Source organism: Actinacidiphila cocklensis, from assembly GCF_907177275.1.
Classification (GTDB): domain Bacteria; phylum Actinomycetota; class Actinomycetes; order Streptomycetales; family Streptomycetaceae; genus Actinacidiphila; species Actinacidiphila cocklensis.
Map to the genome: position 1 here is coordinate 1 of NZ_CAJSLV010000084.1, position 26,754 is coordinate 26,754.

Below are 26,754 nucleotides of genomic sequence, written 5' to 3' on the forward strand. Positions count from 1 at the left end.
GGCCTGCGGCGCGCTGCGGTCGCCGTCGGACGCGGCCGACGCCGCCGCCTTGTCGGACGAGGCGGAGCTGTCGGACGACGCGCTGCACCCGGCGACGCCGAGCGCGCCGGCCAGCAGCAGCGCCGCGACCGCGGCGCCCCCGCGGCGGCGCCGGGCGCCGGGTGTGTTCTGTCTCGTGCTGGGTCTCATCTCAATTCCCCCCAAGGACAGGGCCGTTGTGTCATGCCATCGGTTGGACGGGCGACCCTCCCGGCGCGTTGCCGTTCCGCGGTACCGAAGGAGTCACGGTCGGAACTCGATCCGGAGTCTGAGACAGTGGACGCATGAGCGAGACGCACAGCGGCACGGGCGCGGAGGCCGCGCGCGGCGGGGCGGCAGGCCCCGGGACGGGACCCGCCGCGGGACACGTGGTGGTCGTCGGGGGCGGCATCTCGGGGCTCGCCGCCGCCCACCGGCTGGCCGGCGCCGGCGCCCGGGTGACGCTGGTCGAGGCCTCGTCCCGGCTCGGCGGCAAGCTGCACGCCGACGAGATCGCCGGGATGCCGGTCGACCTCGGTGCCGAATCGATTCTGGCCCGCCGCCCCGAAGCCGTCGGCCTGGCCCGCGAGGTCGGCCTCGGCGACGACCTCGAAGCGCCCGCCGTGCTCGGCGCCACCGTGTGGACCCGCGGCCGGCTGCGCCCCATGCCCAAGGGCCACGTGATGGGCGTCCCCGGCGACCTCGGCCCGCTCGCCGCCTCCGGGGTGCTCTCGGCCGCCGGCCTCGCCCGGCTCCCGCTCGACCACGTCCTGCCGCGCACCGAGATCGACGGCGACGTGGCCGTCGGCGCCTACGTCGCCGCCCGGCTCGGCCACGAGGTCGTCGACCGGCTCGTCGAACCGCTGCTCGGCGGCGTCTACGCGGGGAACGCGTACGAGATCTCGCTGCGCGCCGCCGTCCCCCAGCTCTACGCCGCAGCCCGCCGCGGGCGTTCGCTGATCGAGGCCGCCCGCGGCATCCAGCGCAAGGCCGCCGCCTCGACCGCCACCGGGCCGGTCTTCAACGGCATCCGCGGCGGCATCGGCCGGCTGCCGCTCGCCGTCGCCGAGGCCTGCAGGGCCGCCGGCGTCGTCATCGAGACCGGGGCGCCGGTGCGCGAGCTGCGCAGGACCGGGCCGCACGGCTGGCAGGTCCGCCTCGACGACCGCGCCATCGACGCCGACGCCGTGGTCCTCGCCGCCCCCGCGCCCGTCGCCGCCCGGCTGCTCGGCGCCGAGTCGCCCGCCGCGGCGGCCGACCTGGACAGCGTGGACTACGCGAGCATGGCGCTGGTCACCCTCGCCTACCGCCGCTCCGACCTGCTGCGGCTGCCGCAGTCCAGCGGCTTCCTGGTACCGCCGGTCGACGGCCGGACGATCAAGGCCTCGACCTTCTCCAGCCGCAAGTGGGGCTGGCAGGACGCGGCCGGCGGCGACACGATGGTGCTGCGCACCTCGGTCGGGCGGTACGGCGACGAGGCGGACCTCGCCTGGGACGACGCCGACCTGGTCCGGCTCTCCCGCGAGGACCTCGCGGACGCGGTCGGCCTGCTGGCCGCGCCGGTCGCCGCCAGGGTCACCCGCTGGGACTCGGGGCTGCCGCAGTACCCGGTCGGGCACGTGGACCGCGTCGCCCGCATCCGCGAGCAGGTCGCCAAGCTCCCCGGGCTCGCGGTGTGCGGCGCCCTCTACGACGGCGTCGGCATCCCGGCCTGCGTCGGCAGCGGGCAGCGCGCGGCCGCCGAGGTACTGGCCACCCTGGTGCCCGCCGGCCAGGGCGGCGCGGGAGAATAGCGGCATGACCGACTCCACTGCCGCCCACACCCCCGACCCCGCCGCCGCGGAAGCCGCGGAGCACGCCAGGACCGCGAACGCGGGCAAGAAGGCCAAGGACCTCAACGAGGTCATCCGCTACACGCTGTGGTCGGTGTTCCGGCTGCGCGCCCCGCTGCCCGAGGACCGCACCGGCTACGCCGACGAGGTCGACGAGCTGTTCGCCCAGCTCGCCGCGAAGGACGTGACGATCCGCGGCACCTACGACGTGTCCGGGCTGCGGGCCGACGCGGACCTGATGATCTGGTGGCACGCGGAGACCGCGGAGGCGCTGCAGGAGGCCTACAACCTCTTCCGCCGCACCCGGCTGGGCCGGGCGCTGGAGCCGGTGTGGTCCAACATGGCGCTGCACCGCCCGGCCGAGTTCAACAAGTCGCACATCCCGGCGTTCCTCGCCGACGAGACGCCCCGCGACTACGTCAGCGTCTACCCCTTCGTGCGCTCGTACGACTGGTACCTGCTGCCCGACGAGGACCGCCGCAGGATGCTCGCCGACCACGGCAAGCTGGCCCGCGGCTACCCCGACGTGCGCGCCAACACCGTCGCGTCCTTCTCGCTCGGCGACTACGAGTGGATCCTGGCCTTCGAGGCCGACGAGCTGTACCGCATCGTCGACCTCATGCGGCTGCTCCGCGCGTCCGAGGCGCGGATGCACGTCCGCGAGGAGGTGCCCTTCTACACCGGGCGCCGCCGCCCGGTCGCCGAACTGGTCGCCGGCCTGGCCTGACCCCGTCCTACGCGTCGGCGTCCGCGTGCGCCGCGTCGTAGGCGTCGCGGGAGTCCAGCACATGCTCGATGTGCCGCTCCGACCAGGACTTGACGGCGGCGAGCACGACGAGCAGGTCGCGGCCGATGCCGGTCAGCTCGTAGTCCACCCTGACCGGCACGGACGCGGTGACCGTACGCGTCACCAGCCCGTCGCGCTCCAGCGCGCGCAGCGTCTGGGTGAGCATCTTCTGGCTCACCCCGGCGATCGTCCTGGCCAGCTCGGCGTAGCGCAGCGGACCGTCCGCCAGCGCCGTGACGATCAGCGTCGCCCACTTGTCGCTGATCCGGTCCAGCAGCTGCCGGGACGGGCACACCGCCATGAACGCGTCGTAGGCGGTCCGGGCTTCCGCGCGGCGCTCGGCCGCGGTCCTCGTGGGCATGACGACTCCCGTGTGGGTTACGCACTTCCAGGTGCCTTCTTACCGAAAGAGAGTAACGCGACCTAGGTTCGCAGGTGTTGGGAGCAACACCACAGCGAACCCAGGAGAACAGCCATGCGTGCAGTCGTCGTACGGGACTTCGGCGGTCCCGAGGCGCTGGTCACCGTCGAGCAGCCGCTGCCCGAGCCCGGCCCGGGGCAGGTGCGGATCGCGGTACAGGCCGCCGCGGTCAACCCGATCGACCTCGCCGTACGCGCCGGGGCCATGATCACGATCGGCTTCGCCGAGCCGCAGCCGCAGTTCGGGCTCGGCTGGGACGTGGCCGGCACGGTCGACGCCGTCGGGGCGGGGGTGGAACTCGCCGTCGGCGACGCCGTGATCGGGCTCGTCGACCGGCTCGACCTGCCCACCGGGGCGTACGCGGAGTACGTCGTACTCGACGCGACGGCGGTCGGGCGGGCGCCCCGGCATGCGTCCCCCGCCGAAGCGGCCACGCTGCCGCTGTGCGGCCTCACCGCCGCACAGGGGCTCGACCTGCTCGGCCTCGCCCCCGGCGGCACCCTGCTGGTCACCGGCGCGGCCGGCGGCGTCGGCGGCTTCGCGGTCGAACTCGCCGCGGCCCGGGGCCTGCGGGTCGTCGCCCTCGCGGCACCCGGCGACGAGGAACTGGTCCGCGGTTTCGGTGCGGAGCACTTCGTGCCGCGCGGCAGCCGGGTCGCCGACGCGGTCCGTGCGGTCGTGCCGGGCGGCGTCGACGGGGTGCTCGACGCCGCGGTCGTCAAGACCCCCGCGCTCGAAGCGCTGCGCACCGGAGGGGCGTTCGTGGCCGTCGGCCTCGGGGCGGACCCCGTTCCGCGGCGGGGGACGCGGGTCGCGAACGTGTGGGTCCACGCGGACGGGGCGCGGCTCACCGAGTTGGCGGGGCTTGCCGATGCGGGCCGGCTCACGCTGCGCGTCGCCGGTACCTTCGCCCTCGACGGCGCCGCGGCCGCCCACCGCCGCCAAGCCGAAGCCGGCCTCCGCGGCCGCCTCGCCCTCCTCCCCTGACCCCTCACCCCTTGCGGCGGGCAGGTCCGCCTTTCGCCGGTGGTGGGTGTACGCGCAGTTCCCCGCGCCCCTTCGGGTCCTGCCCCTTGCGGCGGGCGGTTGGCTTCCCGGCCGTCTCGGCTGGTCGCGCAGTTCCCCGCGCCCCTTTCGGCCTGCGTCCTCCTGCGCCAGGTGATTGCCCCTGGCAGGGGCTTGGGCTTTGACGTGGAGGGTGAGCGTTCTTCGGGGGCGCTGGGGGTACTCCCAGGCGAAGCTCTGGGGGCGGAACCGCGCGACCAGCCCACGGCGGTGCGGCAGGCAAGCAACTCGCCGCAAGGGGCACTCGCCCGGAGGCGCCAGCAGAGGCTCAGGCGTGGAGGGCCGGGTGGGTGGCGATGACGGTCGGGGTGTTCGGGGGGATCTCGGTGAAACCGGCATCGCGGACGACGGGGAGGGCCGGGTCCGAGGCGAGTACGGCCCACGCCTGGGCCGTGGGGGTGCGGACGGCCAGGGGGAAGCCCGCAGAACGCCAGGCCGCGCGGCCGGAAGCGCCCAGTTCCCACCAGGCGAGCTGCGCTCCGTGCCCGGCCTGCGCCATCGCCTTGCCCGCGGACATCGTGACGTCCGGGTTGGTCCACAGCACCGGCACTCCCGGCTCCGGCGGAGCCACCGGCTCGGGATCGTCCAGCTCGGTGCCGGACACCTGGAGCCTGGCCAGGTCCTTGGGCCAGCCGTCGAGCGGCACCGGCGGGTAGACCCGGACCTCGGCCGAGCGGCCCGTGACGGTGATGCCCGGCAGCGCCTCGGCCCTGCGCCATTCCGCGCCCCGCGCGCGCCGTACGACCTTCCTGATCCTGGCGTCCTGCCAGTCGCGTACCGCCTGCGTCCACTCGCCGTCCTCGGCGGTGGCGCGCTCGTCGGACAGCAGGGTCAGTACGGCGCGGGCCGCCGTCTCCATCGCGTCGGTGCGCGCCGGCGGGGCGTCCCGCTCGATGCGCACGACGAGCGGCAGGACGAACTGCGGTGCCGCGTCCCGCTCGGCGGCAGTGTGCTGGAAGGGGCTGGTCACAGGCCAAGTCTGCCACCGGCCCTTGGCGCCACGCGGGCGGGTGGGCCAGGATGAGGCCCGTGCACGACACGGGACTGCTGCGGCTCGACGGCGTCGGGCGGCGCTACGGGCTGCGCGGGCCGTGGGTGCTGCGCGGCGTCACGCTGGACGTGCCGGCCGGGGCGCTGGTCCGCGTCGAGGGTGTGAACGGCAGCGGCAAGTCGACGCTGCTGCGCATCCTGGCCGGGGTGGACACGCCCGACACCGGCCGGGTCACCGGCCGCCCCGCGGCGTCCACCGCCTACGTGCCCGAGCGCTTCCCCGCGGCGCTGCCCTTCCCCGTGCTGCGCTACCTCGTCCACCTCGGCACCGTCCGCGGCCTGCAGGCCGCCGCCGCGCGGGAGCGGGCCGAGCACTGGCTGGACCGCTTCAGCATCGGCGGGTACGCCCGCACGCCGCTCGACGAGCTGTCCAAGGGCACCTGCCAGAAGGTCGCGGTGGTACAGGCCCTGCTCGCCGACCCGGAGCTGCTCGTCCTGGACGAGGCGTGGACCGGCCTCGACACCGTCGCGCGGGGCACCCTCGACGCGGTGGTCCGCGCGCGGGTGGCGGCCGGCGGCACGGTCGTCTTCGTCGACCACGACCCGCGCCGGCTGGCCGGCGAGGCCACCGTGACGGTGACCGTCCCCGCAGCGGCGGACCCGGTGACCGCCGTGGTCACGACGGCCGCGCCGCCGCCCGCCGCGGGCGTCGTCATCGAGGCGGTACGGCCCGGCGCGGGCACAGAAGGGAAGGACCTGCGGCTCGTCGTCGCCGCGGAGGAGTCCGACGCGGTGCTGCGCGAGCTGCTGCACGCCGAGCCGGCCTGGCATGTCACCGGCGTCAGCACCCACACCCGGGCCGCGGGCGACGCCCCCGGCCTGCCCGACGTCCCCGCGGCCGCCGCCGGGTCACGCAGGACCGCCGCACTGCTGCGCTACCAGGCCGACCTGCTGGCCCGCTCGCACCGCTGGCTCCCCCCGCTGCTCCTCTACGGCGCCGTCATGGCGATCGGCGTCACGGGCGGCCAGCCCGTGCTGGGCTCGCTCGGCTACGCGGCCGCGCTGCTGCTGCCGGTCGCCGCGTGGATGGTACGGGTCTGCGCCGGCAACGAGCCCCCGGCCGCGCGGGCGTGCGTCGCCTCCGCGGTCGGCGCCGGGCGCGCGCAGGCGGGCGCGCTGGTGACCGCGCTGCTCGCGTCGGCGCTGCTCGGGGTGATCGGTACGGGAGTGGTCGCGGTGATCAGCAGCGCCTACTCCGACGACAGGCACGTTGCGGTGCCACTGGGCCCGGCGGCCGTGGCGGGGCTGCTGGCCGCCGCCGTGTCCGTCTTCCTGGGCACGGCCGTCGGGGCGCTCACCAACCCGCCGCTGCTGCGCAGCGGCGGCTGGTCGCTGCTGGTCACCGCGCTCTCGGCGGGGGGCGTCCTGGTGGTCTCCGGCTCCCCGGCCCACGCGGCGGTGACCGACATGGTCACGGCCTCCCGCACCGGGTCCGTCACCTACCCCGTCCCCGCCGCCGTGGCGGCGGGGCTGCTCGCGGCCGCGGCGGGCTACCTGTCCACGCGCGCGGCCCGGCACACGTACTAGCTACTCCTTCGGGGCGAGCTGCAGGGAGATCGAGTTGATGCAGTAGCGCTGGTCGGTCGGCGTGCCGTAGCCCTCGCCCTCGAAGACGTGGCCGAGGTGGGAGCCGCAGCGGGCGCAGCGCACCTCCACCCGGACCATGCCCATCGTGCGGTCCTCGATCAGCTCGACGGCGTCGCTGTCCGCCGGGTCGTAGAAGGACGGCCAGCCGCAGTGCGAGTCGAACTTCGTGTCGGAACGGAACAGCTCGGCGCCGCACGCGCGGCACGCGTACACGCCCTCGGTCTTGACGTCGGTGTACTCGCCCGTGAAGGGACGCTCGGTGCCGGCCTTGCGCAGGACCGCGTACTCCTCGGGCGACAGCTCCGCACGCCACTGCTCGTCGGTCTTGTTCACTTCGTATGACATGGAGGTCCTCTCAGCTGCCGAGACGGGCGAGAATCCGCGGTCCGAGGTCGGTCACGTCACCCGCCCCCATGGTGAGAACGAGATCACCCGGCTTGGCCATTCCTGCCACCACTGCGGGCACCGCGTCCCGGTCGGATTCGGCGGTCACGTCGGCGCCCGCGGTCCTTGCCGCGTCGATGATCAGGGCGCTGGTCACGCCGGGGATCGGGTCCTCGCGCGCCGGGTAGATGTCCAGCACCACCGAGGCGTCGGCGAGCGCCAGGGCGCCGCCCATCTCCACGCCCAGCTCCCTGGTGCGGCTGAACAGGTGCGGCTGGAAGACCACCAGCACCCGGCCGCCCTCCGCGGCGCCGCGGATCGCCTCCAGGTCGGCGGCCATCTCCGTCGGGTGGTGAGCGTAGGAGTCGATCACCTGCACGCCGGCCGCCTCGCCCTTGAGCTGCAGGCGGCGCTTCACGCCGGTGTACTTGCCGAGCGCCGACGCCAGGTTGCGGGCCGGCGCCCCGATCGCGATTCCCGCGGCCAGCGCCGCCACCGCGTTGAGGGCGTAGTGCCTGCCGGGCACCGAGACGGTGAAGGTCAGCATCCGCCCGTCGAGCAGCACGGTGACCTCGCTGGTCAGGCCGCGCGGGTTGATCTTCACCACCCGCACGTCGGCGTTCTCCGCCTCGCCCACCGTCACGATCCGCAGGCCCCCGATGTCCCGCACCCGGGAGGTCAGCTCCACCGCGCCCGGCTGGTCGGCCGAGACCACCAGGGTGCCGCCCGGCCTGACCTTGCCGACGAAGGTCTCGAAGGAGTCGTAGATCTCCTCGATCGAGGCGTAGTTCGCGTGGTGGTCCAGCTCCACGTTCAGCACGATCGCCACCTCGGGGGCGTACGTGTGGAAGCTGCGGTCGCTCTCGTCCGCCTCCGCGACGAAGACCTCGCCGCCGCCGTGGTGCGCGTTGGACCCGGGTGCGTCCAGGTCGCCGCCGATCGCGTACGAGGGGTCCGCGCCCAGCGCGGTCAGCGCGACCGCCAGCATCGAGGTGGTCGTCGTCTTGCCGTGCGTGCCGGCCACCGCGATCGGCCGGGTGCCCTCCATCAGCGCGGCCAGCGCGTCGCTGCGGTGCACCACCGGCACCCCGCGCTCGCGCGCCGCCGCCAGCTCCGGGTTCTCCGGCCGGATCGCGCTGGAGACCACCACGGCGGTGGCGTCCTGGGCCAGGTGCGAAGCGTCGTGCCCGATGTGCACGGTCACGCCCAGCGCGCGCAGCGCCGCGGCCGTCTCGGAGTCGCGTGAGTCGCTGCCCGCCACGCTCGCCCCGCGCTGCGCGAGGATCTTCGCGATCCCCGACATCCCGGCGCCGCCGATACCGATGAAGTGCGGTCGGTCCATGCTGGGCGGAACGGACGGGCTCATACGCGGATCTCCAAAGGGTGAGCCGTTGACGGGTCAGCCGATTCTCGCACTGCGCGCGGCCGCCGCCCGTCACCCCTGGGCCGGCTGCTCCCCGTCGTCCTGCTGTGCGAACAGCTTCAGCACGGGCACGCCCACCTTGTGCCGGGCGCGGGAGGTCCAGTCGCGGTGGAAGAACTCCTCCACGAAGTGCGGCGCCGTCAGCACGATGACCTCGTCGGCGCTCGTCCGCTCCACCACCGTCCGCAGCATGTCCAGCGGGTGCTTCTGGACGATCTCGCCGACCGCCTCGGCGCCGGCCGCGCGCAGCGCCTCGATCGAGTGCGCCAGCGCGCGCTCCGCGGGCTGGAAGGCCTTCTCGCCTTCCGGCACCTCGTTCTCCCTGGCCGCGTCGTCCAGCCGGCCCAGCGCCACGTCGTCCACCGCCCGCAGCAGCCGGTCCTGGTCGCCACGGGGCTGCATCAGCACCACGAAGGAGACCTGCTCCTCGCCGTGCAGGTTCGTGATCAGCTCCACGTCCGCCGAGGCGAGCGGCTTCTCGATCATGAGTACGGTCGTGAACACGGACGCGTCCTTCTTTCTCGCGGGCCACTCGGCCGCCTTGGAACAATCCTGCCCCGATCTTCACAGAGCATCGCTGTAAGTGTTCCCGAGCGGAGCCAAGCGGAACGGGGGAATCCGGTTTTTTGCGGCTCATCCTTGCCCCCGTACGGTGCGGGGCTCGAACGGGGATGCGCCTACCCGCGGACGTAGCGCGTGAACAGGTAACCGTCCTCCTCCAGGACCGACAGCGGTACGAAACGGGCCGGTCCCTCGGGCACCGGGAGGCCGTTCATGACGCGCGGTGCGGCACCGCCCACCAGCAGCGGCGCCACCGTCAGGCACAGCTCGTCCAGGACCCCGGCCGCCGCGAACTGGGCGAGGAGGCGGGGGCCGCCCTCGTGCAGCAGGCGGGTGTGGCCCAGCGCGACCAGTTCCGCGACCGCGCGGGCCGGGTCCACCCCGTCGCCGCCCGCGAGGACCAGCCGGGCGCCGGCCGCCTGGGCGGCGGCGCGGCGGGACTCGGGTGCCGCCGAGCAGGTCAGGACCACCGTCGGGGTGACCGGCTCCCGGAACAGCGGGGCGTCGAAGTCCAGGTCGAGGTGGCGGCTGACCACCGCGATCGCCGGGGCAGGCGACTGGCCGGCGGCGGCGCGCTGCGCGGCGAAGTCCTTGCGGGCCTTGGCCGGGCGGTAACCCTCCCGGCGGACGGTCTCGGCGCCGACGACGACCGCGTCGGCGAGGGCGCGCAGCGTCCCGAAGATGCGCATGTCGGCGGGGGAGGACAGAGGGGCGGACCTGCCGTCGGCGTGGGAGGCGCCGTCGAGCGACCCGACCATGTTCGCCCGCAGGTACGGGCGGTGCTTCTCGCGGGCCGCCGGGTACGCGTACGCGGCCGCCAGACCGCCCGGGGTGTCGAGGTCGGCGTCGAGGTCGGTGTCGGGGTCCGCCGGCCCGGCGGGGGGATAGAGGTCCGCCGTCCCGGCGGAGGGATACAGGCGGCGCATGCGACGAGTCTGGCACGGTCGCCGCAGGTCCGCCCGCTGATGCGCGGCCGCCGGTTTCCGGGTAACCAGCCCGAAACACCCCGCGCCCTCAGGCGTAGCCGGCACGCATTACGCTAGGGAGCCGTGTCGTCCTCCGCCCTGATCAGACCGGTCGCCCTCAGCGTGCGCAGCCCACACGTCGAGGTCGGGAGGCTCGTCCAGGAGATGGTGCCGCCGCCGCGCTTCGACGGGGTGCGGTTCGAGACGTACGAGGCGGACCCGGCGCAGCCGAGCCAGGCCGCGGCCGTGGCGCGGCTCAGGGACTTCGCGGAGCGGAAGGCGCCGCAGGCCCGGCGCGGGTGGTTCCGGCGGGAGCCGGCCGCCCCGGCCGGCGGGGTGTATCTGGACGGCGGCTACGGCGTCGGCAAGACGCACCTGCTGGCCTCGCTGTGGCACGCGACGCCCGCGCCCAGGGAGCGCAAGGCGTTCGGCACGTTCGTGGAGCTGACGAACCTGGTCGGGGCGCTGGGCTTCCAGCCCGCCGTACACGCCCTCAAAGACCACCGGCTGCTGTGCATCGACGAGTTCGAGCTGGACGACCCGGGCGACACCGTGCTGGTGTCGACGCTGCTGGGCAAGCTCGCGGACGCCGGCGTACGGCTCGCGGCGACGTCGAACACGCTCCCGGGCAAGCTGGGCGAGGGGCGCTTCGCCGCGGCGGACTTCATGCGGGAGATACAGGGCCTGTCCGCCCGGTTCACCAGCGTGCGGATCGACGGCGAGGACTACCGGCACCGCGGCCTCCCGCAGGCGCCCGAGCCGTACGCGGACGAGCAGGTGACGCGGGCGGCGCTGCAGACGCCGGGGTCGGCGCTCGACGACTTCGACGCGCTGGCCGCGCACCTGGCGACGGTGCACCCGAGCAGGTACGGGGCGCTGTGCGACGGGGTCGAGGCGGTCTTCCTGACCGGGGTGACCGAGGTGACCGACCAGGCGACGGCGCTGCGCCTGGTCGTCCTGGCCGACCGGCTCTACGACCGGGAGGTTCCGGTGATGGCCTCGGGCGTGCCGTTCGACCGGCTCTTCGCGCCCGAGCTGCTGGCCGGCGGGTACCGGAAGAAGTACTTCCGTGCGGTGTCCCGGCTGACCGCGCTGGCCAGGGACGCCGGGCGGCGGAACGGAGCTGGCGGGGCCGCCTGAACGGGCGCACGATCGGTGCATGGCCAAAGACAGGCGCAAGAAGGCGGACGGCGGCCTGCGGTCGCTGCTGCGGGTCCCGCAGGGCGGTGTGAGCCTGGTGGACTACGACACCCGGGCGACGCCCGGCGGCCCCGGGGGCAAGGCGGCGGCGCTGGCCGAGATGGCGCAGGTGCGCGCACGGCTGGCCGAACTGCAGGAGCGGCTGTTCGCCCAGAGCACCGCGGGTGACCCCCGGTGCCTGCTGCTGGTGCTCCAGGGCATGGACACCTCGGGCAAGGGCGGCACCGTCAAGCACGTGGCGGCCGGGCTCAACCCGACGGGCGTGCGGGTGACCGCCTTCAAGGCGCCGACCGCCGAGGAGTCGCAGCACCCCTTCCTGTGGCGTATCCGCAAGGCGCTGCCGACGCCGGGGGAGATCGGCGTCTTCGACCGCTCGCACTACGAGGACGTGCTGATCGCCCGGGTGCGCGACCTGGTGCCGCGGGCGACCTGGGGCCGGCGCTACGGCGTGATCAACCGCTTCGAGCAGTCGCTCGCGGACGACGGCGTCACCGTCGTGAAGGTCTTCCTGCACATCGGCTACGAGCAGCAGCGCGAGCGCCTGGTGGCCCGCCTGGACAACCCGGCCAAGCACTGGAAGTTCAACGAGGGCGACATCGCCGAGCGCGCGCTGTGGCCGGCCTACCAGCAGGCGTACGAAGCCGCTCTCGACCGCTGCTCGACCGACAGCGCGCCCTGGTACCTGGTGCCCGCGGACCGCAAGTGGTACCGCAACTGGGCGGTCGCCAAGCTGCTGCTGGAACACCTGGAGCTGATCGGCCCGGAATTCCCCAAGGCCGACTTCGACGTCGCCGCCAGCCGGGCGGCGCTGCTGAAGACCTAGGGTCTGTCGTTTGGATCTCCGTGGAGCAAGGAGCGGTGTTCGGCACGCGCATCTGCCGCGTTGTCGTCGGTCGACGACGCTCCGCGTCGCCTCCCTCCTCCGCCTTGCAGCTGCACGCACCGAACACCGCTCCTTGCTCCACGGAGATCCAAACGACAGACCCTAGCCGGAGCAGGCCGTGCGCTGGGCCTCCTGCCACTCGCAGACCGGGCAGTAGGTGGCGCCGCGGGTGCTCGCCGGGTGCTCGGTCGGCTCGCCGCACAGCACGCAGTCGGCGAGCGGTTCGGTGTCGGGGGAGGTCGGTGTCTGCGTCACCCGTCCACCGTAGCCCCTGTGGTGCGCAGGACGGCCGCCCCGCGGGCGGGGAGCTGGACGGCGGGCTCGGCACCCGGCAGCAGCTTGCAGCCGGGGCGGGCCAGCACGACCTCGCAGGGGGCGTTCAGCGGCACCCGGGCCGGAGCGTCGGAGAAGTTGGCCACGATACGGAACGGGCCGCGGGCCACCCGCAGCGTGCGGCCGCCCGCGGTCGCGGTGACCGCGTCGAGCTGCGGGTCGGTCAGGGCGGGCTGGGCGCGGCGCAGGGCGATCAGGGCGCGGTACCAGTCGAGCAGTTCGCGGTGCTCGGGCTTGTCGGGCTCGGCCCAGTCCAGGCAGGAGCGGTCCCTGGTGGCCGGGTCCTGCGGGTCGGGCACGTCCTGCTCGGCCCAGCCGTGGCCGGCGAACTCCCGGCGCCGGCCGCGGGTGATGGCCGCGCCCAGCTCGCGGTCGTGGTGGTCGGTGAAGAACTGCCAGGGCGTTGTCGCGCCCCACTCCTCGCCCATGAACAGCATCGGCGTGAAGGGCGAGGTCAGCACGAGGGCCGCGGCGGCGGCGAGCTGCCGCACGGTCAGCCGGTCGCCGGTGGCCCGGTTGCCGACCTGGTCGTGGGTCTGCGCGTAGCCGACCAGCCGGTGGCCGGGCGCGGTGCTGGGGTCCAGCGGGCGGCCGTGGTGGCGGCCGCGGAAGGAGGAGTGGGTGCCGTCGTGGAAGAAGCCGTGCCCGAGGGTCTTGGCCAGCGCGGCGGGTCCCGCGGCGGCGAAGTCGGCGTAGTAGCCCTGCGCCTCGCCGGTGACCGCGGTGTGCAGGGCGTGGTGGAAGTCGTCGCTCCACTGGGCGTGCAGGCCCAGGCCGCCGGCCTCGCGCGGGGCGGTGGTGCGCGGGTCGTTCAGGTCGGACTCGGCGATCAGGAACAGCGGGCGGCCGAGCGCCGCCGACAGCCCGTCGACGGCGAGGGACAGCTCTTCGAGGAAGTGCAGCGCGCGGGTGTCGACCAGCGCGTGGACCGCGTCGAGCCGCAGCCCGTCGAGGCGGTAGTCCCGCAGCCAGGCCAGCGCGCTGCCGGCCAGGAAGGAGCGGACCTCGTCCGAGCCCGGCGCGTCCAGGTTCACCGCGTCGCCCCAGGGCGTGTGGTGGCGGTCGGTGAAGTACGGGCCGAACGGCGGGAGATGGTTGCCCGACGGGCCGAGGTGGTTGTGCACCACGTCGAGGACCACGCCGAGGCCGTGGCGGTGTGCCGCGTCGACAAAGCGCTTCATCGCCTCGGGGCCGCCGTAGGGCTCGTGCACCGCCCACAGCGACACCCCCTCGTACCCCCACCCGTTGGTGCCGGGGAAGGGGCAGACCGGCATCAGCTGGACGTGCGTGACGCCCAGCCTGGCCAGGTGCGGCAGCCGCTCGGCGGCCGCGTCGAAAGTGCCCTCGGGCGTGAACGTGCCGATGTGCAGCTCGTACAGGACGGCGCCGGGCAGCCCGCGGCCCGGCCAGGGCGCCGACCACGCGAAGGCGTCGTGGTCGACGACCGCGCTCGGCCCGTCGGGTCCGTCCGGCTGCCGGCGCGACCGCGGGTCGGGCAGCGGCGGACCGCCGTCCAGGACGTACGCGTAGCGGGTGCCCGCCGGTGCGGACAGCTCGGTGCGCCACCAGCCCTCGCGGGACGGGTCCGGGTCGAGCCGATGGGTGCGCTCGTCGATCAGGATCTCCACCTGCTGGGCAAGGGGCGCCCACACCTCGAACAGCACGCACGTCTCCCGTCCGGTCCGCGACAGTCGGTCCCGGGCAATGCATGCCCGCGGACCGGGCCGCTCAGACGAAGTTCACTCGCCGCAAATCCGGCGGCCGCTCACGCCGACTGGTGCAGCCCGCGGCCCGCCAGCGTCAGGAACACCTCGCCGACCGCCTCCGACAGCGTCGGATGCGGGTGGATGTGCCAGGCCACGTCGGCGGGCTCCGCCTCCCAGCCGACGATCAGCTGGCTCTCCGCGATCATCTCCGAGACATGCGGTCCCACCAGGTGGACACCGAGCACCGGCCCGCCGCCGCCGGTGGCGACCACCTTCACGCTGCCGCCCTGCCCGTGCACCATGCCCTTGGCGACCGCGGTCAGCGGCATCGTGTTCACGACCACGTCGAGCCCCCGGTCGCGGGCCTGCTGCTCGGTCAGGCCGACCGAGGCGGTCTGCGGGCTCGAATACGTCACCCGCGGCACCGCCGGGTAGTCGATCGGCCGCGGGGCGCCGCCGGCCAGGACCTCCGCGACCAGCAGCCCCTCGGCGAACGAGGCGTGCGCGAGCCCGGGCGACGGCGGAGGCAGCAGGTCCCCCACCACGTGGATGCCGGGCACCGCGGTCTCCAGCCGCGCCCAGTCGGCGGGCGCCACATGACCGCGGGCGTCGGTCGCGAGCCCGGCCGCGGCCAGGCCGAGCCCGTCGGTGACCGGCTCCCGGCCGACCGCGACCAGCAGCCGCGCCACCTCGTGGACCCGGGTCTCCCCGCGGTCCGTCAGCACGGTGACCCGCACCCCGCCGCCGTCGCCGCTCCCGTACGGCTCCGCGCCGGTCAGCCGCGCGCCGGTCAGCAGCTCGATCCCGCGCCTGCGCAACCCCCTGCCCAACTGCCGCGACACCTCGGCGTCCTCCAGCGGCAGCAGCCGCTCCGCGGCCTCGACCAGGACCACCCGGGCACCCATCGAGCGGTGCAGCGAGGCGTACTCCACGCCGATCGCGCCGCCGCCCAGCACCAGCACGGAATCCGGCAGGCCCGGCGCGAAGAGGGCGTCGTCGCTGGTGACCACCCGCCGCCCGTCGGGGACCAGCCCCGGCAGCAGCCGCGGCCGCGACCCGGTCGCCAGCACGACGCCGCGCCGCGCGGTGTACTCCCGGCCGCCCGCCGCCACGGAACGCGGCCCCGTCAGCCGGGCCGCCGCCCGCACCACCCGCACCCCGGCATGCGCCAGGTGGGCCTCCACGCCGCGGTGGTTGCGGGCCACGATGTCGTCGCGGGTCGCGGTCAGCGCCGGCCAGTCCACCGCGTCGAGGGTGGCCTTCACCCCCCAGCGCTCCCGCGCCTCGGCGATCCCGTCGACCAGTTCGGCCGCGTGCAGCATCGCCTTGCTGGGGATGCAGCCGCGGTGCAGGCACGTACCGCCGACCAGGTCCCGCTCCACCAGCACCACGTCCAGGCCGAGTGCCGCGGCGCGCAGGGCGGTGCTGTAGCCGCCCGTACCGCCGCCGACCACGAGGACATCCGCCGTGTCCGGCTCGTTTCCGCTCGTCATGACCGCCAGTCTCCGGCGGGGCGGTGCCATGAGTCCAAGGCCTAATGTGTGTACCAGTCATGCAGAACGTTTATGGGAGGGGGCCGGGATGAGCCTGCGCCAGATGGAGTACTTCGTGACCGTCGTCTCCGCGGGGTCCTTCACCCGGGCCGCCGAGCAGCTGCACGTCACCCAGCCCGCGCTGTCCCACCAGATCAAGGCGCTCGAACGGTACGTCGGCGGCCCGCTGCTCGAACGCCTGCCACGGGGTGTGCGGCTGACCCCGATGGGCCGGGCCTTCCTGCCGCACGCCGAGGTCGCCGTGGGCAGCGCGGCCCAGGCCGAGCGGGCCGCCCGCGCCGCGGCGGGGGTGCTCGGCGGCGAGCTGCACGTCGCCGCGGTCCACTCCGTGGCGGCCGGGCTGCTGCCGCCGGTCTTCGCGCGCTGGCGGCGCGAGCGGCCGGGCGTGGAGCTGGTGCTGCACGAATACGCGCGGGACGAGGACCTCGACGACAGCATGGAGCGCGGGGTCGCCGACGTCGCCGTCGGCCACGGCGGGGACGGGGCCGCGGCCCGGGTGCCGCTCGGCGACGAGGAGGTCGTCGTCGTGCTGCCCACGGGCGACCCGCTGATCGGAGCGGGACCCGTCACGCTGGGTGCGCTTGCCGGGCGGGACTGGATCCGCTGCGCCATGGAGCCGGTCGTGGACGGCCGGCCCTTCATCGACCTGGCCTGCGAGCGGGCCGGGTTCGCCCCGAGGACCGCGGTGCGCACGGAGCACACGACCACGGCGGTGGCCATGGCCGCGGCCGGGGCGGGGATCGCCGTGGTCCCCTCCTACGCGGTGCCCCCCGGCACCCCCGCCACCACCCTCACCCCGCCCTGGCGCCGCCCCCTCTTCGCCTGGTCCCGCACCACCTTCGCCGGCCCCGCCGCCGCACTCATCACCCTCCTCACGCCCCCGTGACGGTTGCCCACCTGCAGTGGCGTTGCCTCTTTCCCGCCGCGGTGGCGGGGCGCCGCGGTCAGGGTGCGGTCGTGAGGACCGCATTGCCTGCAATGCGACGGTCGTGGAGATCGGAGAGCACCTCCGCCGTGGAGGACCAGTCGGAGAGCCGCCCGATCTCCGGATGCAGCCGCCCCGCGGCGACAAGGCGGACGAGCGTCGCGAGGTCGGCCCCGTACGACTCGGGGAAGTCCTCGTAGTGGAAGTGCCGGATCGTCGCCGACGACGGCCCGTCGAAGAAGCCGAAGAAGTCGAGCGTGGCGGGCTGCCGGGAGGCCTGGCCGAACCAGATCAGCTCACCGTGCGGGCGCAGCAGCGCGAGCGCGCGGGCGGTCGCCGGGCCGCCGACGGACTCCATCACGGTGTGGAAGGGGCCGCCCGCCGCAGCGACGTCGTGCACGACGGTCGCCCCGAACTCCGCGAGCCGCCGCCCGCGTTCGGGCGTCGCACTGACCGCGGTGACGTCCGCACCCGCGGCGACGGCGAGTTCGGTGACGTAGTGGCCGACTCCGCCCGACGCGCCCGTGATGAGCAGGGAGCGTCCGGCCGGCCCGCCCGCGGTGCGCAGCAGGCGCAGGGCGGTGAGGCCGGCGAGCGGCAGGGCCGCCGCGGTGACCGAGGAGACGGTGTCGGGCAGCACGGCGAGCCGGTCGGTGTCGACGGCGGCGTACTCGGCCCAGCCGCCGCCCGGCGGGTGGGCGACGACGCGCTGCCCGGCGCGCGGCCCGCTGCCGTCGGCGGCGGCCTGCACGACCAGCCCCGCGATGTCCTTGCCCGGCCGCAGGCCGACGCCGGGCAGGGCGCCGTGCAGCCGGAAGACCTCACCGCGGTTGACGGAGAAGGCCTCGACCTTCACCAGTGCCTGGCCCGGCCCCGGCCGCGGCTCCTCGGCCTCGCCGTGCACGACCAGTGTCGCCGGGTCTCCCGTGGGAAGCAGTGCCCTCATCGTCGGCTCCTCGATCCGGTGCGGTGTGCTCCGCAGCGCTGAACCAAGGAAAACCGCAGGTCAAAGCCCGTGTCCAACAGCCTTCCTGCGCAATTGACAACCGCCGGTTGTCACCGCTGGCGGGTGACGGCGTCCGCGGGGGCCGGGTGCGCCGCCGCGTGCCAGCTGGCCAGGACCGCGAGGCGTTCCGCGGTGGGGGAGCCGGGCGGGGCGGTGTAGATGATGACGGTCAGGTCGGCGTCGCCGGGGAGGGCCAGCGTCTCGTAGGCGAGGTCCAGCTCGCCCACGACGGGGTGGATGAGGCGCTTGACGCCGTACGTCTTCTCCCTGACCAGGTGGTCGGCCCACAGCCGGCGGAAGGGCTCGCTCTTCATGGACAGTTCGCCGACCAGCTCGGTGAGCCGCCGGTCGTCGGGGTGCCGGCCCGCGTGGTAGCGGAGGTAGGCGACGGTCTCGGCGGCGACGGCGGGCCAGTCCGGGTAGATGTCCGTGGCCTGCGGGTCGAGGAAGACGCGGCGCGGCATGTTGCGGCCGGCGGTGTCGCCCGCGAAGTCGTGGACGGCGTCGCCGAGGGCGTTCCAGGCCAGCGCCTCCATGCGGTGGTCGATGACCATGGCCGGGCGGTCGGCCATGCCGTCGAGCAGCAGCCGCACCCCCGGGCGTACGCCGGTGGAGGGCGCGGTGGAGGCGGTGCGGCCGGGCCTGGCCAGGTCCCGCAGGTGCTCGTGCTCGGTCGGGTCGAGCCGCAGCACCCTGGCCACGGCGTCGAGCACGGCGTCCGAGACGTTCTTGCCGCGGCCCTGTTCGAGCCGGATGTAGTAGTCGACGCTGACCCCGGCGAGCTGGGCGACCTCCTCCCGGCGCAGCCCCGGCACCCGGCGCCTGCCGTAAGGCGGCAGGCCGACGTCCTCCGGCTGGATTCTGGCCCGCCTGGACTGCAGGAAGTCCCCCAGTGTGTTCTCCATGGGTACGAGCCTAGGACAGCTCCGGCACCCGGAGCCTGGTACTGGCGGACCCAGGTAGACGGGAGCCCTGGGTGGGCTTCGCGGGCCGCCGCACAGTGGAGGAGTCAGCACGGCAGAGCCCGCACGGCGGGTCACCCCAGGGAGTCACACCATGAGCACCGCATACGGCAACCTCAGCGGCCGCACCGCCGTCGTCACCGGCGCCGCCAGCGGGATGGGCGAGGCCACCGCACGGCTGCTGGCGGCGCAGGGTGCGAAGGTCGCGCTGCTGGCCCGCCGCGCGGAACGGCTCGACACGCTCGCCGAGAAGATCGCCGCGGACGGCGGCCAGGCGCTCGCGGTCACCGCGGACGTCACCGACGACGCCTCGGTGCGGGCCGCGGCCGCCCGGATCAGGGACGCGTACGGTCCCGCCGACCTGGTGGTCAACGCGGCCGGCGTGATGCTGCCCAACCCGATCGACGCGGGCCGCAGCGACGAGTGGGCGCGGATGGTGGACACCAACCTCACCGGCGCCCTGCGGATCATCGACGCCTTCCGCGACGACCTGCTCGCCGCGGGGGCCGAGGGCCGGCCCGCCGACCTGGTCAACGTCTCGTCGATCGGCGCGCACCTGGTCTTCCCCGGGTACGCGGTCTACAGCGCGACCAAGGCGGCACTGACCCATCTGTCGGCGTCGCTGCGCGCCGAGTTCGGGCCGCGCCGGGTCAGGGTCACCAACATCGAGCCGGGCCTGACCGACACCGAGCTGGGCGGGCACATCGACAACCCGGAGCTGTCGGCGCAGCTCGACGGGATGTTCCAGGCCTTCCCCGAGACGCTGACGTCGGAGGACATCGCTGACCTGATCGCGTACGTCACGAGCCGTCCGGCACGCGTTAACCTGCGGCAGGTGATCGTCCTGCCGACCGGGCAGGCGTGATGCGAACGGACGGAGGCCGGCGGTGGATCTCGACCTGGGGCAGGTGCGGGCCTTCGTGGTCACCGCCGACCGGCTGCACTTCGGGCAGGCCGCCGCCGAGCTGTACCTGACCCAGCAGGCGCTGTCCAAGCGGGTCGCCCGGCTGGAGGACGCGCTCGGCCGCAAGCTCTTCGACCGCACCGGGCACGGTGTCGAACTCACCGACGCGGGCCGCAGGTTCCTCGACCCGGCCCGCGAGCTGGTGCGGGCGGGGGAGGCCGCGGTGGCCGCCGCGCGGCACGAGGAGCGGCCGCTGCGGGTCAGCGTCTGGGGCCACATGTTCCTGCCGCTGCGCACGGTCCGCGAGGTCGTCGCCCGCGACCCGGACCTGGACATCGAGCTGAGCCTGCGGCCCGGCTTCCCCGCGGCGCTCGCCGGGCTGCGCGACGGCGAGATCGACTTCGCGCTCGGCCGCGCCCACGTGCTGGACGAGCCGTGGCCGGCCGGTGTCACCCGGCGGCTGGTCAGGCTCGAACCGGTCAAGGCCGTGATGAGCACGGCGGCCGCGCTGGCCGGCGCCACCGCCTTGAGCCCGGAGGAGCTGCGGGCGGCGCGGCTGTGGTTCCCCGCGCCGCGGGCGAAGGTGGAGTTCCTGCGGGCCTTCACCGAGCGCTTCGACGTGCCGGGCGAGTTCGGCGGCATCAACCTGGGCCTGGACCCCTTCCTCGCCCACCTCGCCGACCACCCCGAGCTGTTCTCGCTGCTGTGCGGGGACGTCGAGGTGCCGGGCGGCAGCGGCCTGAGCGAGATCCCGGTCGCGGGACCGGCCCCGCTCTACGCCTGGCACGCGATCTGGCGCACCGGCGAGCAGCACGCGGTGCTGCCCCGGCTGCTCGCCGCCTTCGCCGCCGCGGCGGCCGCGGAGTCCTGGCTCGACTACGACCCGGACCGGCACTGGCTCCCCGAGGCCGACCAGGCCGCGCTGCCGGGGGCGTAGGGCCGGGGCGCGGGCACGCTCAGCGGGTGAGGAGTGCCACCGGGGAGTCCGCGAACAGCTCGGCCAGCGGCACCCGGCCGCGGTACGCACCGGCGCCGAGCCGGTTGCGCCAGTGGCCCGGGGGGAGCGGCAGCACGGTGTCCCGCCAGCCGCCCGCCTGCTCCAGGCGGCGGGACAGCCGGGTCACCGCGGTCAGCGCGCCGCCGCCGCGCAGGAAGGCCACGCAGTGGTCCGCGGCCGGCCCGTCGGCGGCCAGCGGGTCGTACGCGCCGGTGGGGCCGTACCACTGCGGGTGGTCCCTGCGCAGCCGCAGCGCCACCGCGGTCAGGAGCAGCTTGGCCTCGTCGGCGCCGCGCGGGACCTGCCCGGCGAGCAGGCCGTCCAGGGTGCCACCGACGCCGAACCGCTGGGTGCCGCCCATCGGGCCGGTCATCGGGCCGCGGTTGTCGGGGTCGACCAGGGTGTGCACGGGGAACTCGGTGCCCTGGTAGACGTCCGGCACACCCGGCATCGTCAGGTGCAGCAGGGCCGCGGCCAGCGAGTTGGCGGTGGCGTACGGCTCCAGCCGCCCGGCGAACTCGCCGATGTCGTAGACCTGCACCCCGCAGGGGCCGTGCTCGACGAACTCGGCGACCGCCTTCTCGTACCCCTCGTCCTGCTCGGTCCAGGTGGTGTGGAGCCCCGCCTCCCGTACGGCCTTGAGCACCGCGGGCACCAGCCGGTCCGGGTGGCAGAAACCCAGGCCCACGCCGGTCTGGTACGCGGTGTACCGCACCTGCGGGTTGGGTGCGGGCGGGCAGTCGAGCTGGGCCTCGCGCGCCTCGCGCCGCCCCATCCACTCCCGCCACACCTCGGGCAGCTCGGACAGCACCGCGAGCCGCAGCCGCAGGTCGGCGCTGCGCTTGGTGTCGTGGGTGGACAGGACCGTGCCGGTGGTGGGCCGGTCGCGCTGGACGGCGGCGCAGTAGGCGTGGAAGTCCGCCGGCGCCGTGGCCGGCCGGCCCGGGTCGCGGCCGACCTCGCACAGCGACAGCAGCGGGGTGTAGCGGTAGAAGGCGGTGTCCTCGACGGACTTGGCGTGCAGCGCCGAGGCGACCTGCGCGAAGCGCACCGTGAAGTCGTCGGCGTCGGCGTCGGCGGCGGGGTCCGTGCCCCGGCCCGCGGCGGGGCGGGCCAGCGCCAGGTCCCGTACGAAGTCCACGGCGCCGCCCGGCCCCTGCCCGAGGGCCTCCCTGGCGCCGAGCGCGGCCCGCTCCAGCATCGCCTCGTCCGCCGCGCCCGCGGGACCGCCCGGCGGGACGTAGGGGCGGTAGACCGGCACCCGCACCAGCACCTCGCGGATCGCGTCGTCCATCACGTCCGGGGGATACGGCCGGGCGCCGGGCAGGCCGGCCCTGACGCGTTCGGCCGTCCGGCGCAGCCGGGCGACCTCGGCGGCCAGGTCGAGGGTGACCACCCGGTGGGCGGCCCTGCGCACGGTCGGCTCCCACCGGCCGCCGCGGTCGTCGGGGGCGCGGGTGTAGTCGCGGTGGAAGGCGTCGAGGTCGGCGGCGCCCTGCGGGTCGGTGAACAGCCCGTCGATCCGGTCCAGCGCGTCGTAGCCGGTGGTGCCCGCGCACTCCCAGCCCGCGGGCATCGGCTCGTCGCGCTGCAGGATCTTCTCCACCACCGTCCAGCGGCCGCCGGCGGCCTCGGCCAGCTGCCGCAGATAGCCCTCGGGGTCCGCGAGGCCGTCCGGGTGATCGATCCGCAGCCCGTCGGCCACCCCCTCGCGCAGCAGCCGCAGCACGGTGGCGTGGGTGGCCGCGAAGACCTCGGGCCGCTCGACCCGGACCGCGATCAGGTCGGCGATGGTGAAGAAGCGGCGGTAGTTCAGGTCCGTACGGGCGGTACGCCAGTACGCCAGGCGGTACCACTGCGCTTCCAGCAGCTCCGGCAGCGGCAGCCCCTCGGTGCCCGCGCGCAGCGGGAAGCGGTGGTCGTAGTACTGCAGCACCCGGCCGCCCGCGGCCTTGTCCCGGACGACCGACAGCGCGCCCATGGCGTCGGGCAGGGGCTCGCCGAGCACCGGCAGCAGCACCTTGCCGCCCAGCGCGGCCCAGTCGATGTCGAACCAGTCCCCGTGCGCGGAGCCGGGGCCGTCCCGCAGGACGGCCCACAGCGGGCCGTTCAGGTGCTCGGGGGCCGGGACGGCCATGTGGTTCGGCACGATGTCCAGGACGAGCCCGAGGCCGTGGTCGCGGGCCGTGCGGGACAGCTCCCGCAGGCCCTGCTCGCCGCCCAGCTCCGCCCTGACCCTGGTGTGGTCCACCACGTCGTAGCCGTGGCTGGAGCCGGGCACGGCCTCCAGCACCGGCGACAGGTGCAGATGGCTGACGCCGAGCCGCGCCAGATACGGTGCCGCGGCCGCCGCCTGGGCGAACGTGAAGCCGGGCTGTACCTGTATTCGGTAGGTGGCGCTCGGCGCAGCCATTTCGCTCATGCCAACCTCTCTACCCCGGTTCCGCCCGCTCTGCCCCTGGAGCCTGCCCCGTGCGGCGGAGGAAACGCGCAGCCGCGGGACACCCCAGGCCCTAGTCGGCGGGCCGCTGCAGGACGACCATGCTGCGGTCGGCCAGCAGGATACGGTCGCCGGCCGCGACCCGCTCGCCGGCGCCCGGGGGCACGCCCTCCGGGCGCTCGGTGTCGACGATCAGCTGCCACTCCTTGCCGTGGTTGACCGGGACCAGGAACTCCTGGGCGCGGGGCGCGGCGTTGAACATCAGCAGGAAGGAGTCGTCGGTGACCGGCTCGCCGCGCGGCCCCGGCTCCGAGATGGCGTTGCCGTTGAGGAAGACGACCAGCGAGCGGGCGTGCGCGGCCTGCCACTCGCGCTGCGTCATCTCCCCGCCCTCCGCGGTGAACCACGCGATGTCGGACAGCTCGTCGTGGGTGCCCTCCACGGGCCGCCCGTGGAAGAACCGGCGCCGCCGGAAGACCGCGTGGTCGCGCCGCAGCCACACCATCGTGCGCACGAACTCGTGCATCCGGTGCGCCTCGTCTGCCTCCTCGCCGGTGCCCTGCTTGTCCGGCCAGGTGATCCAGGCCAGTTCGTTGTCCTGGCAGTAGGCGTTGTTGTTGCCGCCCTGGGTGCGGCCGAACTCGTCGCCGTGGGAGAGCATCGGCACGCCCTGCGACAGCATCAGCGTCGCGAGGAAGTTCCGCATCTGCCGCTGCCGCAGCGCCTTGACCTGCCGGTCGTCGGTGGCGCCCTCCGCCCCGCAGTTCCACGAGCGGTTGAAGCTCTCGCCGTCCCTGTTGTTCTCGCCGTTGGCCTCGTTGTGCTTGTCGTTGTACGAGACCAGGTCGCGCAGGGTGAAGCCGTCGTGGCAGGTGACGAAGTTGATGGAGGCCAGCGGGCGGCGCCCGTCGTCCTGGTAGAGGTCGGAGGAGCCGGTGAGCCGGGAGCCGAACTCGGCGAGCGTGGCGCTCTCGCCGCGCCACAGGTCCCGCACGGTGTCGCGGAACTTGCCGTTCCACTCGGTCCACAGGGGCGGGAAGTTGCCGACCTGGTAGCCGCCCTCGCCGACGTCCCACGGCTCGGCGATCAGCTTGACCTGGGAGACCACCGGGTCCTGCTGGACCAGGTCGAAGAACGACGACAGCCGGTCGACCTCGTGGAACTGCCGTGCCAGGGTCGCCGCGAGGTCGAAGCGGAAGCCGTCGACGTGCATCTCGGTGACCCAGTAGCGCAGCGAGTCCATGATCATCTGGAGTACGTGCGGGCTGCGCATCAGCAGCGAGTTCCCGGTGCCCGTGGTGTCGGTGTAGTAGCGCTTGTCGCCGCCGAGCCGGTAGTACGAGGCGTTGTCCAGGCCGCGCAGCGACAGGGTCGGGCCGAGGTGGCTGCCCTCGGCGGTGTGGTTGTAGACCACGTCGAGGATCACCTCGATGCCGGCCCGGTGCAGCGCCCTGACCGCGGTCTTGAACTCCAGCACCTGCTGCCCGCGGTCGCCCAGCGAGGCGTACGCGTGGTGCGGCGCGAAGAATCCGATGGTGTTGTAACCCCAGTAGTTGGCGAGCCCGGCGTCGCTGAGCCGGTGGTCCTGGATGAACTGGTGGACCGGCATCAGTTCCAGCGTCGTGACGCCCAGTTCCACCAGATGGCCGATCACGGAAGGGTGCGCGAGGGCCGCGTAGGTGCCGCGGATCTCCTCGGGCAGGCCTGGGTGGGTCATCGTCAGGCCCTTGACGTGGGCCTCGTAGATGACCGTCCGGTGGTAGTCGATCCGCGGCGCGCGGTCGTCGGCCCAGTCGAAGTACGGGTTGACCACGACCGAGGTCATCGTGTGCGGGGCCGAGTCGAGGTCGTTGCGCGAGTCGGGGTGGCCGAAGCGGTAGCCGTAGACCGACTCGTCCCAGTCGATGTCGCCGCTCATCGCCTTGGCATACGGGTCGAGCAGCAGCTTCGCGGAGTTGCAGCGGTGCCCGCGCGCCGGATCGTACGGGCCGTGCACCCGGAAGCCGTACCGCTGACCGGGCATCACCCCCGGCAGGTAGGCGTGCCGTACGAAGGCGTCGGCCTCGCGCAGTTCGACCGCCGTCTCCGACCCGTCGTCGTGCAGCAGGCACAGTTCGATACGCGAGGCCACCTCGGAGAAGACGGCGAAATTGGTGCCCGCTCCGTCGAAGGTGGCGCCGAGGGGGTAGGACTGACCCGGCCAGACTTGCATGTCGAGACTCTTCCACTCCTGACCGGGCGCACGCCCCGGTCACCTGGTCCTCGCACCCGGCGGCGCCGTTGCCGAAGGTTTCCGAATCGTCATCCTCCCACCAGCTCCCTGCCGAGGGTGACACAGCCACAACAGGCAGCGACCGTACGAGTGATGGGGTTGTCCGGTAGTAGTCAAGTAGGGTCGATACTGCTGCGACAGCCCCCGCACCGCAGTACCCTTCCTTGATCGTGGACGGGGGTGGGAGGCGGTGAAGTGGTGACGTCCGGAGGTCTGATGCTCCCGGGAGGCGGTGAGCAGGGTGACCAGCACGACACCACTGTCGAGGCGGCGCAAGGAGCGGTCACTCTCGCCCAGCCCATGGAGATCGGAGCGGAGCTGGACTGGGGCGCCGACGCCTGGGCCGAGGTACGCACCCGCGCCCGCCGGGCCGGCCGCGCGTACGTCTGGCTGAACCTGGTCGAGCAGCGGCTGCGGGCCGTCGTCAACGCGGTGCTGCGCCCCATCTACGAACCCGTGCACGGCGAGGAGTGGGTGGTCGCCGCGGCGGGGCCCGCCGGCCACGAATGGGTCCAGCGGGCCGTCGCCGTACGGGAGGTGAGCCGCAGGAAGGGCTTCCTGCTCGACCCGGCCGACGACAACGTGCTCAGCTTCCTGACGCTGCCGCAGCTGCGGGAGCTCGTCGTCCAGCACTGGCCGTGCTTCGAGCCGTACTTCGACGACCGCCGCGACCTCGAACTCGCCCTGGACGAGCTGGAGGTGGCCCGGCATGTCGTCTCCCGCAACCGGGCGCTGTCCCGCACGGTCCTGGACCAGGCGGAGCGCGCCAGCGCGCGGCTGCTGGAACTGCTGGGCGCGGGAGACGCCCGTACGGCCGCGCAGCGGCTGCCGGTCGACGCGATCGAGGAGCTGGTCGCCGACCGCTTCTCCGACGTCGTCGGCGTCTACGCCGACCGGGTGCGGCTGCAGCGCCAGCTGCCCGTCGAGGACCTCTTCGCCGGCGCCAGGCGGCTGGACGCGGTCGGCATCGGGCTGAACCTGCTGGTGCAGAACTACTCCGGGCGGCGGCTCATCCGGCTCGCCGAGGCCGGCTGCCGGGTACGGCTGCTGTTCCTCAACCCGGCGAGCAGCGCGGTGCGCCGCCGGGAGCGCGAACTGGGCCTCGGCCGCAGCGAGATGAGCCGCTCGGTCGAGATGAACATCATGCACATGCGGCGGGTGCGGGCCAGGCTGCGCGACCCGGGCGCGTTCGAGATCCAGGTCTTCGACGAGACCCCGCGCTTCACCGCCTACCTGGTCGACGGCGACAGCGGCGACGGGCTCGCGGTCGTGCAGTCGTATCTGCGCAGGGCACGCGGCATGGAGGTGCCCGTGATGGTGCTGCGCGGCGGGTCGCGGCGGGTGGTCGCCGAGGACCGGCCGGCCGACAGCGGGCTCTTCGAGGTCTACCGCGAGGAGTTCGAGAGCATCTGGACCGACGCCCGGCCGGTGTCCTGACCCCGCGGCGCCGACTGCCCGGGCGGCCGTCCCGAGTGTCAGT

General features: G+C 74.3%; 22 protein-coding genes and 2 pseudogenes. 10 read left to right on the top strand and 14 right to left on the bottom strand.

What is annotated here, in order from left to right:
* Window positions 1-189, bottom strand: a pseudogene (locus tag NFU81_RS30710) (hypothetical protein); the annotation flags it as partial.
* Between the two features lie 134 nt (window positions 190-323).
* Here NFU81_RS30710 and hemG point away from each other — a divergent pair.
* Window positions 324-1,811 carry a protoporphyrinogen oxidase gene (gene hemG / locus NFU81_RS30715; RefSeq protein ID WP_251497162.1) on the top strand — a complete coding sequence of 496 codons (1,488 nt, stop codon included), beginning with the start codon at window positions 324-326 and terminating at the stop codon, window positions 1,809-1,811.
* A 4-nt stretch (window positions 1,812-1,815) separates the two neighbouring features.
* Window positions 1,816-2,577 (top strand): hydrogen peroxide-dependent heme synthase, encoded by a 762-nt coding sequence (gene hemQ / locus NFU81_RS30720; protein WP_251497165.1) that lies wholly within the window; start codon window positions 1,816-1,818, stop codon window positions 2,575-2,577.
* 7 nt (window positions 2,578-2,584) lie between these two features.
* On the opposite strand, the gene NFU81_RS30725 is transcribed toward hemQ, so the two are convergent.
* Complete coding sequence (locus tag NFU81_RS30725) at window positions 2,585-2,998, bottom strand: winged helix-turn-helix transcriptional regulator (protein ID WP_251497168.1); 414 nt, start codon at window positions 2,996-2,998, stop codon at window positions 2,585-2,587.
* A 114-nt stretch (window positions 2,999-3,112) separates the two neighbouring features.
* On the opposite strand from NFU81_RS30725, the gene NFU81_RS30730 reads away from it, so the two are divergent.
* Window positions 3,113-4,045, top strand: a complete 933-nt coding sequence (locus tag NFU81_RS30730; protein WP_251497171.1) for an NADP-dependent oxidoreductase — start codon at window positions 3,113-3,115, stop codon at window positions 4,043-4,045.
* A gap of 346 nt (window positions 4,046-4,391) precedes the next feature.
* On the opposite strand, the gene NFU81_RS30735 is transcribed toward NFU81_RS30730, so the two are convergent.
* Complete coding sequence (locus NFU81_RS30735; protein ID WP_251497174.1) at window positions 4,392-5,093, bottom strand: peptidyl-tRNA hydrolase; 702 nt, start codon at window positions 5,091-5,093, stop codon at window positions 4,392-4,394.
* Window positions 5,094-5,143: 50 nt separating this feature from the next.
* On the opposite strand from NFU81_RS30735, the pseudogene NFU81_RS30740 reads away from it, so the two are divergent.
* Window positions 5,144-5,956 (top strand): annotated as a pseudogene (locus NFU81_RS30740) (ABC transporter ATP-binding protein); the annotation flags it as partial.
* Between the two features lie 744 nt (window positions 5,957-6,700).
* Here NFU81_RS30740 and msrB read toward each other — a convergent pair.
* From msrB to NFU81_RS30760, 4 genes are all read right to left on the bottom strand, one after another.
* Window positions 6,701-7,105 (bottom strand): peptide-methionine (R)-S-oxide reductase MsrB, encoded by a 405-nt coding sequence (msrB, locus tag NFU81_RS30745; RefSeq protein WP_251497177.1) that lies wholly within the window; start codon window positions 7,103-7,105, stop codon window positions 6,701-6,703.
* Window positions 7,106-7,115: 10 nt separating this feature from the next.
* Window positions 7,116-8,510, bottom strand: a complete 1,395-nt coding sequence (murC, locus tag NFU81_RS30750; RefSeq protein ID WP_251497180.1) for a UDP-N-acetylmuramate--L-alanine ligase — start codon at window positions 8,508-8,510, stop codon at window positions 7,116-7,118.
* A 69-nt stretch (window positions 8,511-8,579) separates the two neighbouring features.
* Complete coding sequence (locus NFU81_RS30755) at window positions 8,580-9,071, bottom strand: indole-3-glycerol phosphate synthase (protein ID WP_251497183.1); 492 nt, start codon at window positions 9,069-9,071, stop codon at window positions 8,580-8,582.
* A 173-nt stretch (window positions 9,072-9,244) separates the two neighbouring features.
* Window positions 9,245-10,054, bottom strand: a complete 810-nt coding sequence (locus NFU81_RS30760; RefSeq protein ID WP_251497186.1) for a pyrimidine reductase family protein — start codon at window positions 10,052-10,054, stop codon at window positions 9,245-9,247.
* 123 nt (window positions 10,055-10,177) lie between these two features.
* Here NFU81_RS30760 and zapE point away from each other — a divergent pair, with 123 nt between their 5' ends.
* Both zapE and NFU81_RS30770 read left to right on the top strand, forming a co-directional pair.
* Window positions 10,178-11,233 carry a cell division protein ZapE gene (zapE, locus tag NFU81_RS30765; RefSeq protein ID WP_251497188.1) on the top strand — a complete coding sequence of 352 codons (1,056 nt, stop codon included), beginning with the start codon at window positions 10,178-10,180 and terminating at the stop codon, window positions 11,231-11,233.
* A 19-nt stretch (window positions 11,234-11,252) separates the two neighbouring features.
* A complete protein-coding gene (locus tag NFU81_RS30770; protein WP_251497191.1) occupies window positions 11,253-12,116 on the top strand; it encodes a PPK2 family polyphosphate kinase in 864 nt (287 codons plus the stop codon).
* 162 nt (window positions 12,117-12,278) lie between these two features.
* Here the strand turns inward: NFU81_RS30770 and NFU81_RS30775 are convergent, their stop codons facing one another.
* From NFU81_RS30775 to NFU81_RS30785, 3 genes are all read right to left on the bottom strand, one after another.
* Window positions 12,279-12,431, bottom strand: a complete 153-nt coding sequence (locus tag NFU81_RS30775) for a hypothetical protein (RefSeq protein WP_251497194.1) — start codon at window positions 12,429-12,431, stop codon at window positions 12,279-12,281.
* Window positions 12,428-14,173, bottom strand: a complete 1,746-nt coding sequence (treZ, locus tag NFU81_RS30780) for a malto-oligosyltrehalose trehalohydrolase (protein WP_251497197.1) — start codon at window positions 14,171-14,173, stop codon at window positions 12,428-12,430. The genes NFU81_RS30775 and treZ overlap by 4 nt, the downstream gene beginning before the upstream one ends.
* Before the next feature lie 101 nt (window positions 14,174-14,274).
* On the bottom strand, window positions 14,275-15,708 hold the full coding sequence (locus NFU81_RS30785) for an FAD-dependent oxidoreductase (protein WP_251497200.1): 1,434 nt from the start codon (window positions 15,706-15,708) through the stop codon (window positions 14,275-14,277).
* A gap of 88 nt (window positions 15,709-15,796) precedes the next feature.
* Between NFU81_RS30785 and NFU81_RS30790 the strand changes: the two genes are divergently transcribed.
* Window positions 15,797-16,654, top strand: coding sequence for a LysR family transcriptional regulator (locus tag NFU81_RS30790; protein ID WP_251497203.1), 858 nt, complete (start codon window positions 15,797-15,799; stop codon window positions 16,652-16,654).
* Between the two features lie 58 nt (window positions 16,655-16,712).
* Here NFU81_RS30790 and NFU81_RS30795 read toward each other — a convergent pair whose 3' ends face one another.
* Entirely contained in the window at window positions 16,713-17,639 is a 927-nt protein-coding gene (locus NFU81_RS30795) for a zinc-binding dehydrogenase (RefSeq protein ID WP_251497206.1), read from the bottom strand.
* A gap of 110 nt (window positions 17,640-17,749) precedes the next feature.
* Window positions 17,750-18,604, bottom strand: a complete 855-nt coding sequence (locus tag NFU81_RS30800) for a helix-turn-helix transcriptional regulator (RefSeq protein ID WP_251497209.1) — start codon at window positions 18,602-18,604, stop codon at window positions 17,750-17,752.
* A 151-nt stretch (window positions 18,605-18,755) separates the two neighbouring features.
* Here NFU81_RS30800 and NFU81_RS30805 point away from each other — a divergent pair, with 151 nt between their 5' ends.
* Window positions 18,756-19,526, top strand: a complete 771-nt coding sequence (locus tag NFU81_RS30805) for an SDR family oxidoreductase (RefSeq protein ID WP_251497212.1) — start codon at window positions 18,756-18,758, stop codon at window positions 19,524-19,526.
* A 22-nt stretch (window positions 19,527-19,548) separates the two neighbouring features.
* Window positions 19,549-20,502, top strand: a complete 954-nt coding sequence (locus NFU81_RS30810; protein WP_251497215.1) for a LysR family transcriptional regulator — start codon at window positions 19,549-19,551, stop codon at window positions 20,500-20,502.
* A gap of 19 nt (window positions 20,503-20,521) precedes the next feature.
* Here NFU81_RS30810 and treY read toward each other — a convergent pair whose 3' ends face one another.
* Together treY and glgX are read right to left on the bottom strand one after the other, a co-directional pair.
* Window positions 20,522-22,984, bottom strand: a complete 2,463-nt coding sequence (treY, locus tag NFU81_RS30815) for a malto-oligosyltrehalose synthase (protein WP_251497218.1) — start codon at window positions 22,982-22,984, stop codon at window positions 20,522-20,524.
* Window positions 22,985-23,075: 91 nt separating this feature from the next.
* Window positions 23,076-25,214 (bottom strand): glycogen debranching protein GlgX, encoded by a 2,139-nt coding sequence (gene glgX, locus NFU81_RS30820; RefSeq protein WP_251497221.1) that lies wholly within the window; start codon window positions 25,212-25,214, stop codon window positions 23,076-23,078.
* 258 nt (window positions 25,215-25,472) lie between these two features.
* Here glgX and NFU81_RS30825 point away from each other — a divergent pair, with 258 nt between their 5' ends.
* Window positions 25,473-26,711, top strand: a complete 1,239-nt coding sequence (locus NFU81_RS30825) for an SAV2148 family HEPN domain-containing protein (RefSeq protein ID WP_251497224.1) — start codon at window positions 25,473-25,475, stop codon at window positions 26,709-26,711.
* The last annotated feature ends 43 nt before the right edge of the window (window positions 26,712-26,754 follow it).

What these genes read in the sequence shown, in the direction of transcription:
- hemG (WP_251497162.1), top strand. Translation starts at nt 324, where the DNA reads ATGAGCGAGACGCACAGCGGCACGGGCGCGGAGGCCGCGCGCGGCGGG.
- hemQ (WP_251497165.1), top strand. Translation starts at nt 1,816, where the DNA reads ATGACCGACTCCACTGCCGCCCACACCCCCGACCCCGCCGCCGCGGAA.
- NFU81_RS30725 (WP_251497168.1), bottom strand. Translation starts at nt 2,998, where the DNA reads ATGCCCACGAGGACCGCGGCCGAGCGCCGCGCGGAAGCCCGGACCGCC.
- NFU81_RS30730 (WP_251497171.1), top strand. Translation starts at nt 3,113, where the DNA reads ATGCGTGCAGTCGTCGTACGGGACTTCGGCGGTCCCGAGGCGCTGGTC.
- msrB (WP_251497177.1), bottom strand. Translation starts at nt 7,105, where the DNA reads ATGTCATACGAAGTGAACAAGACCGACGAGCAGTGGCGTGCGGAGCTG.
- murC (WP_251497180.1), bottom strand. Translation starts at nt 8,510, where the DNA reads ATGAGCCCGTCCGTTCCGCCCAGCATGGACCGACCGCACTTCATCGGT.
- NFU81_RS30760 (WP_251497186.1), bottom strand. Translation starts at nt 10,054, where the DNA reads ATGCGCCGCCTGTATCCCTCCGCCGGGACGGCGGACCTCTATCCCCCC.
- NFU81_RS30770 (WP_251497191.1), top strand. Translation starts at nt 11,253, where the DNA reads ATGGCCAAAGACAGGCGCAAGAAGGCGGACGGCGGCCTGCGGTCGCTG.
- NFU81_RS30785 (WP_251497200.1), bottom strand. Translation starts at nt 15,708, where the DNA reads ATGACGAGCGGAAACGAGCCGGACACGGCGGATGTCCTCGTGGTCGGC.
- NFU81_RS30790 (WP_251497203.1), top strand. Translation starts at nt 15,797, where the DNA reads ATGAGCCTGCGCCAGATGGAGTACTTCGTGACCGTCGTCTCCGCGGGG.
- NFU81_RS30795 (WP_251497206.1), bottom strand. Translation starts at nt 17,639, where the DNA reads ATGAGGGCACTGCTTCCCACGGGAGACCCGGCGACACTGGTCGTGCAC.
- NFU81_RS30800 (WP_251497209.1), bottom strand. Translation starts at nt 18,604, where the DNA reads ATGGAGAACACACTGGGGGACTTCCTGCAGTCCAGGCGGGCCAGAATC.
- NFU81_RS30805 (WP_251497212.1), top strand. Translation starts at nt 18,756, where the DNA reads ATGAGCACCGCATACGGCAACCTCAGCGGCCGCACCGCCGTCGTCACC.
- treY (WP_251497218.1), bottom strand. Translation starts at nt 22,984, where the DNA reads ATGAGCGAAATGGCTGCGCCGAGCGCCACCTACCGAATACAGGTACAG.
- glgX (WP_251497221.1), bottom strand. Translation starts at nt 25,214, where the DNA reads ATGCAAGTCTGGCCGGGTCAGTCCTACCCCCTCGGCGCCACCTTCGAC.